The following is a 6,299-nucleotide window of genomic DNA, read 5'->3' on the forward strand; positions in this document are numbered from 1 at the left end:
TCGGGCCGTAGACCGGTTAAGCGTGGTGTTCGCGGCGGAGAACGCGAAGAAGTCCGGGCGTCAGTGCTCGCCGGTGACGAGCCGGCGGAGGATGTCACCGTACGCCGGCCGGGTGACGAGCACGCCGATGAGCACGCCGAGGATGGTGATGATGGCGAACCCGCGCAGGTCGCCGAGGCTGAGCACGGCCAGCGGGCTCATCGCGATGATGGTCGTCGCCGCGGCCGCGCCGATGACCCACAGCGCCTTCCTGAATCTGCTCTGGAAGACGCGCTGGGAGTCGATCTCCTTGGTCATCACCTCGTCGGCGATGATGACGAGGTCGTCGACCCCCGTCCCGATGACGGCGATGAACCCGGCGATGTGCGAGAGGTCCAGCGCCAGTCCGCTGACGGCCGCGAACCCGAGCAGGATGACCACCTCCGAGAGCGCGGTGAACACCATCGGCAGGGCGACCCGGCGGTCGCCGTACCGGGCGAACACGACCAGCGCCATCGCGGCGGCGGCGAACACGCCGGTCACCAGCGAGAGCGGCTTGTACCGCTCGGCGAAGCTCGGGGAGACGTAGTAGGAGTCCTGGAACGCCAGCTGGGTCGGGAGCGCGCCGGCCTGGAGGTTCACGCGGAGTTCGCGGGCCTCGTCCATGGAGTTGGCCGTGATGACGAACCGCGGGTCCTGCACGAAGTCGCCGTTCTCGAAGCTCTGCGCGAGGTTCGAGCGGACGCCCGCGTCGTAGACGACCTCGCCGTCGAGGACCGTCAGCAGACAGTAGCCGCCGTCGGGGAACCCGCAGTTGCTGATGCCCTGACTGGACGTGAACCCGTACTCGCGCATGTCCGCGGCGAACTCCTCGGCGTCGGACTGCGTGAGCGACACCGGCACCGACGGCTGGCCGTCGATGGACTGGGCGGTGCTGACGTCCGCGCGCTGGAGCTGGGAGTGCGAGAGCACCGTGGAGTTCGTCTGGTTCTCGCCGCTCGGGTAGTACGCCCACATCTCGACCTCGCCGCGGCCCTGAATCAGCGAGCGGACCTCCGAGGCGTTCTGCCCGGGCACCTCGACGACGACGTAGTTGTTGCCGGCCTGCGTCTCGGTGGAGTACACCGACGCCCCGGAGAACCCGGTGGCGTCGACCTTCGTGGAGATGGTGTCGACGATCTCCGTGCGCGTCTCCGAGGTCACGCCCCTGCTGACCGAGTCGTAGTCGTAGCCGAGCGCGTCGAGGGCGGTCCTGACCTCCGCGGTGGTGTTGTTCGCGTACACCTCAACGACGTCGGGGCGGTCCGCCTGTGGCCGGTCGCGGGCGGTCACGCTCCCGGGTTCCAGCGAGAGCTCGTCCGCGACCTCGGCCTCGAGCGCGCTCCGCTCGTTGGCGTCCGTCGGGACGTCGACGCCGCTGGCGGTGACGCCGACCGCGGTCGCGCGCAGCCGCACGCCGCCGGAGAGTTCGAGGCCGTACTGGAGGTTCGTCGGCCGGGACGCGGCCTCCTCGTCGCCGCTGGCGGACGCGCCGATGCCCGGCGCGAACAGCGCGACGGAGGAGCCGAGCAGGAGGACGACGAGCAGCGTGACTCGCCAGTTCTCGCGGAGCCAGCTCATCGCGCCACCCCCTCGAACTTGTACCACCGAAGCAGCGTGACGTTCAACATGTACGTGTTCATGAGGTCAGCCGTCAGTCCGAAGACGAGCACCAGCCCGATGTCGGTGAGCAGCTGGATGCCGAAGACGTAGGAGACGACCGTCATCACCGCCATCGCGGCGATGGAGGTGACGGTCATCGTGACACCGGTCCGCATCGCGCGGTGGACGCTCTCCCAGAAGTCCCCGGAGCGCCGGAGGACGTGGTTGTTCAGGAGGATGTCGGAGTCGACGCTGTAACCGATGAGCATCAGCAGCGCGGCGACGGTCCCCAGCGAGAGCTCGATGCCGAAGACGTTCATGAGCGCGACGGGGATGACGATGTCGCTGAACGCCGACAGCACGACCGCGATGGAGGGGACGAACGTGCGGAACAGCAGGAAGACGACCGCGCTCATGCCGAGGAACGCGATGCCGACCCCGAGCAGCGCGAGCTGCTGGGTGGAGCTCCCGAACGTCGCGGAGGTGCTCTGGGACTGGACCACCTCGAAGCCGGCGTCGCTGGCCTGCTGGGCGAGCGCCTGCTGTTCCTGGGACTGGAAGGTGACGAGGTATCGTGAACCGTCGGTCCCGATGGGACGGATGGAGTCGTGTGGTTGCTCGAACGCGGCCGTGATCTCGGACTGGGGCGCGTCCGCTTCGACGATGAGCTCCGTCCCGCCGGTGAACTCGATGCCGGGCGTGACCGGTGACCCCGTGAGGGCGAACCACGCGCCGATGACCGCGAGCGCGACGACCAGCACCGCCAGCGGCGGGGCGGCGAGCTGCCGCGTGGAGTACTGGCCGAGGTCGACCTCAGGGACCTCGAAACTTGGCATGGATGCCGCTGGGGAGCGCGCGAGGTTAAGGCTTCTTATAGCCCGCGCACGCGCACCGCCGCTGCCGGGGGCGCCGCCCGCGGGTTACGGCGCGAACCGCTCGGGGACGTGGCGGCGGACGCCCGCGGGGACCTGCGCGAACAGCCACGTCGCGACGGCGGGCAGGCGCTTGCGCACGATGACGTAGCCGGCGGAGACGGCGAGCGCGCCGGCGACGACCTGCTGGACGGACGGCCCGAACGCCAGCGCCGCGGGGACGCCGACGACGGCCGCGACCGCGAGGTCCTCGGGGGAGCCGTCGTAGCGGACGAACCGCCGCGGCGGCAGCCACCGGCCGTGGAAGTGGCTGTAGACGGCGCGCTCGCTGGTCCCCTTCCACGGTTCGAGTTCGAGGCCGCCGCCGAGCGCGTCGCTGGCGGCGTGGAGCGCGGCCGCGGCGAGGAAGACGGCCGCGCCGACCGTCCACGCGGACGGCGTGACGACCGCGACGACGGCCGCGGCGGCCGCTGCCACGCTGTAGTAGACCGGGAAGTGGAGCGTGCGGCGGTGGCCCGCGTAGAGGTCGAGGTCGGGGAAGACGCCGCCGGCGAGCCCGGCGGCCGCCACGGTCACCCCGTACTCGGGCGCGACGACCGCGACGAGCGCGGCCACTGCGAGTCCCGCCAGCGCGTGTGTCGTCGCCATCATGGATGCCCCCGCTACGCCGTCTGCCGGCTTGAAGGTGTCGCCTGCCGAGGAACAGAATCCGGCGGTGGGCCTAAACCGCCCGCTCGCGTACCCCCGGCCGTGACCACCGTCACCGTCTCGTACCCCAGCGACGTCGGCGACTGGGCGCGCGAGCAGCTGCGGACCGACCACGTGCGGGCGTACCTGAAGCGCTCGAACGACCGCGCCAGCGAGGGCGACGCGTGGCCGGTCGCCGTCAACGAGGGCTGCGGCGTCACCAGCGACGACGTCCCGCTGCGCGTCGAGGCCGTCGACGGCGACCCGGTCCTCGACGAGACGGCGGAACTGCGCTTCGTCGAACGCGAGAACTAGGGGAGGTAGCGGACGCTCACGAAGTCCTCGCCGGCGCGGACTTCCACGCGCTCGATGCCGATGCGGGCGGCGCGCGCGACGGTCTGCTCGTCCGCGAGCACGTCCTCGACGGTCTGGTCGACACCGTCCGCGGGGACGCCGAGGACGTGGACCTCGCCCACGCCGGCGCGCTCGACGGTCTCCAGTTCGCCCGCCTCGAGGTCCGCGGCGATCTCCTGCGACTGAGGCGTCGGCGTCTCGTCGCTCGCTTCCACGGGAATCTGCTTGCGCTCGTCGACGTCGACGACGCTGTACGTCACGTTCATCGGCGGGTCCGGGGCGACCGTCGCCTCGAGGACGTCGCCCTCCGCGAGCCCCGGGTTCTCCGAGAGCGTGTGGACCTGCGCGTCCGTCACGTCCGACAGCACCGCGGACTCGTCGTCCGCGCTGGTGACGAGGAACGTCGCGGTCTTCTCGTCTGTCATCGGCGGTCCTAGGCCGGCTCGTCGTTTCCGTGTTTCGACGCTAGGCCGCGCTGTCTCGAGCGAGGGTACTGACGTCGACGACGCCTCGAAAGCCCCCGCGTTCTCGGGTCGGGCGGCTCGCCGCGGTCCGCACTTACTGCGTTCGTTGCGGTCCTCGCGTCGCCGGCCGTCCCCGAGAACGCGGCCCCTTTCAGTCCCGCCGCAGTCGGTTGGTCAGTCGGCAGCAGGCAGAGGCACTCCGCGAACGAGGAGAAACACGCGGACGGAGAGTTCTCGAATGTCACTCCGAGGAGTAGCGCCGGTGGACGGCGTAGACGACGAGCGCGCCAGCGAGCACGAACAGCGGCGACGCGACCGGCGGCACCGCGTAGAGGGCTTCCACGACCGGCGCGAGCGCGCCCGAGGGCTCGGGGCGCGCGACGGCGTCGCTCCCGGAGCCGAACTCCGGGGGCATCGACGCGACGAGCGCGACGTACACCGAGAGCACGAACGCGTATCCCGCGGCGGCGAGCGCGGCGTCGTAGCGGTCCGCGACCCGGCGCTCGCGGCGGTGGCGGTTCGCGACGAACAATACCGGCGCCACCACGGGTACGAACACGAACAGCGCGAGGACGACGTAGAACGTCCGCGAGAGCGTCAGCGATCCGCCGCCGGTGCCCGTGGTGTTCCCGATGAGCACGAGCAGCCCGCCGACCGCGAGCGCGACCACGACGGCCGCGACGACGGCGCTGACGACCACGTAGCTCCGGAACAGCAGCGAGTCGGACTGCCGGAACGCGTACGGGTACGCCGTCAGCAGCCCGGAGTAGCTGTCGAACCGTCCCATTACCGGAGCGTCGGCGCTACCGCAGCAAAAGCACGGCGATGCGCGCGAGGAGGCCAGCGCTTATGCCCGCTGCCGTCCCGGTACGCTACATGCACGTCGACGTAGGCAACGCGCTCGCAGAGGCGGCGACGCCGGGCGTCCCCGAGGACGCGCTCGAACGACTGGACGACCGCGTCAGGGACGCACACGAGCGCATCGTCGCCGGGATGACCGCCGGCGAGTTCGGGTACGCGGCGCTGAACCTCCCGAAGACGGCCGACGCGGACGCCATCGAGCGGGCGGCCGAACCGTTCGCGGACAGCGAGACGCTGTTGAACGTCGGCATCGGCGGGAGCGCGCTCGGCGCCGCGACGCTCGTGGACGCCCTCGACTCGGAGATCGACGCGTACTTCCTCGACAACGTCGACCCCGAGCACGTCACCGCGCTGCTCGACGACGTGGACCTCTCGGAGACGGCCGTCCACGTCGTCTCGCGGTCCGGGACGACGGCGGAGACCCTCGCGAACTTCCTCGTCGTGCGCGAGGCGATGGCGGACGCGGGCGTCGACTGGACCGAGCGCACGTTCGTCACGACCGGCCCCGAAGGGAACCTCCGGGACCTCGCCGACGAGCACGACCTGCCCGCGCTCGACGCTCCCGAGGGCGTTCCCGGGCGGTTCTCCGCGCTGTCGACCGTGGGGCTGCCGGCCGCCGCGCTCGCCGGCCACGACGTCGACGAACTGCTCGCCGGCGCGCGCGAGGGGCGGGCGGCGCTCACGGGGTCGCTGTTCGACTGCCCGGCGTACGCGTACGGCGCGACGGCGTACGCGCTGGACGTCCGCGGCGCGGGCGTCAACGCGATGATGCCGTACGCCGAGTCGCTGGAGACGTTCGCGGAGTGGTTCGCGCAGCTGTGGGCGGAGAGCCTTGGGAAGGACGGGCTCGGGCAGACACCCGCGCGGGCGCTCGGCGCGACCGACCAGCACAGCCAGCTCCAGCTCTACCGCGCCGGCCCCCGGGACAAGCTCGTGACGCTCGTCCGGGCGCGCGAGCGCGACGACCGCGGGATTCCCGACGCCGACCTCGACGGCCTCGACTACCTCGCGGGCGCCAGCCTCGGCGAGCTGCTGGACGCGGAGTTCGAGGCGACGGAGGCGAGCCTCGCGGAGTCCGGCGTCCCGAACGTCCGCGTCGAACTCCCGCGACTCGACGAGCGCTCGCTGGGCCGGCTGCTGTACGACATGGAGGCGGCCTGCATCCTCGCGGGCGAGCTGTACGGCGTGGAGACGTTCACGCAGCCCGCCGTCGAGTGGGGGAAGGAGGCCGCCCGCGGCCTGCTCTCGGGCGAGCGCGGGCTCCCGGAGAAGACCGAACTCGTCGTGGAGTAGGCGAACGGCACGCCTTTGTCCGCGCGGGCCGGACTCGGCGACGTGAACGACCGGTACGCACAGACCGTCGGCTTCGTCGTCGCGGGCGTCGGGCTCGCCGCCTCGTTCCTCGACTGGCCGGGCGGCGCGCTCGCCGCGCGCGCCGAGG

At 71.6% G+C, this 6,299-nt stretch carries 7 protein-coding genes; 2 read left to right on the forward strand and 5 right to left on the reverse strand.

Annotated elements, in window-relative coordinates; translation table 11 throughout:
• Nucleotides 1-60 precede the first annotated feature (60 nt).
• The 3 genes from GJ634_RS05110 to GJ634_RS05120 all read right to left on the reverse strand — a co-directional run bounded on the left by GJ634_RS05110 (nt 61) and on the right by GJ634_RS05120 (nt 3,143).
• Entirely contained in the window at nt 61-1,599 is a 1,539-nt protein-coding gene (locus tag GJ634_RS05110; protein WP_157500835.1) for a preprotein translocase subunit SecD, read from the reverse strand.
• Entirely contained in the window at nt 1,596-2,456 is an 861-nt protein-coding gene (gene secF / locus GJ634_RS05115) for a protein translocase subunit SecF (protein ID WP_157500837.1), read from the reverse strand. The genes GJ634_RS05110 and secF overlap by 4 nt, the downstream gene beginning before the upstream one ends.
• 84 nt (nt 2,457-2,540) lie before the next feature.
• The gene (locus GJ634_RS05120; RefSeq protein WP_197425405.1) at nt 2,541-3,143 is read right to left on the reverse strand and encodes a metal-dependent hydrolase; all 603 of its coding nucleotides are present in this window, start codon (nt 3,141-3,143) and stop codon (nt 2,541-2,543) included.
• Nucleotides 3,144-3,242: 99 nt separating this feature from the next.
• Here GJ634_RS05120 and GJ634_RS05125 point away from each other — a divergent pair, with 99 nt between their 5' ends.
• Nucleotides 3,243-3,494 carry a hypothetical protein gene (locus GJ634_RS05125; protein ID WP_157500839.1) on the forward strand — a complete coding sequence of 84 codons (252 nt, stop codon included), beginning with the start codon at nt 3,243-3,245 and terminating at the stop codon, nt 3,492-3,494.
• On the opposite strand, the gene GJ634_RS05130 is transcribed toward GJ634_RS05125, so the two are convergent.
• Nucleotides 3,491-3,958, reverse strand: coding sequence for a DUF5812 family protein (locus GJ634_RS05130; RefSeq protein WP_157500841.1), 468 nt, complete (start codon nt 3,956-3,958; stop codon nt 3,491-3,493). The two genes, GJ634_RS05125 and GJ634_RS05130, sit on opposite strands and share 4 nt — an antisense overlap.
• Nucleotides 3,959-4,238: 280 nt before the next feature.
• Complete coding sequence (locus tag GJ634_RS05135) at nt 4,239-4,784, reverse strand: hypothetical protein (RefSeq protein WP_157500843.1); 546 nt, start codon at nt 4,782-4,784, stop codon at nt 4,239-4,241.
• 89 nt (nt 4,785-4,873) lie between these two features.
• Here GJ634_RS05135 and GJ634_RS05140 point away from each other — a divergent pair, with 89 nt between their 5' ends.
• Nucleotides 4,874-6,151 (forward strand): glucose-6-phosphate isomerase, encoded by a 1,278-nt coding sequence (locus GJ634_RS05140; RefSeq protein ID WP_157500845.1) that lies wholly within the window; start codon nt 4,874-4,876, stop codon nt 6,149-6,151.
• Nucleotides 6,152-6,299: the final 148 nt, after the last annotated feature.

The organism is Halobacterium sp. CBA1126, from assembly GCF_009741975.1.
Taxonomy (GTDB): domain Archaea; phylum Halobacteriota; class Halobacteria; order Halobacteriales; family Halobacteriaceae; genus Halobacterium.

What these genes read in the sequence shown, in the direction of transcription:
- GJ634_RS05110 (WP_157500835.1), bottom strand. Translation starts at nt 1,599, where the DNA reads ATGAGCTGGCTCCGCGAGAACTGGCGAGTCACGCTGCTCGTCGTCCTC.
- secF (WP_157500837.1), bottom strand. Translation starts at nt 2,456, where the DNA reads ATGCCAAGTTTCGAGGTCCCTGAGGTCGACCTCGGCCAGTACTCCACG.
- GJ634_RS05120 (WP_197425405.1), bottom strand. Translation starts at nt 3,143, where the DNA reads ATGATGGCGACGACACACGCGCTGGCGGGACTCGCAGTGGCCGCGCTC.
- GJ634_RS05130 (WP_157500841.1), bottom strand. Translation starts at nt 3,958, where the DNA reads ATGACAGACGAGAAGACCGCGACGTTCCTCGTCACCAGCGCGGACGAC.
- GJ634_RS05135 (WP_157500843.1), bottom strand. Translation starts at nt 4,784, where the DNA reads ATGGGACGGTTCGACAGCTACTCCGGGCTGCTGACGGCGTACCCGTAC.
- GJ634_RS05140 (WP_157500845.1), top strand. Translation starts at nt 4,874, where the DNA reads ATGCACGTCGACGTAGGCAACGCGCTCGCAGAGGCGGCGACGCCGGGC.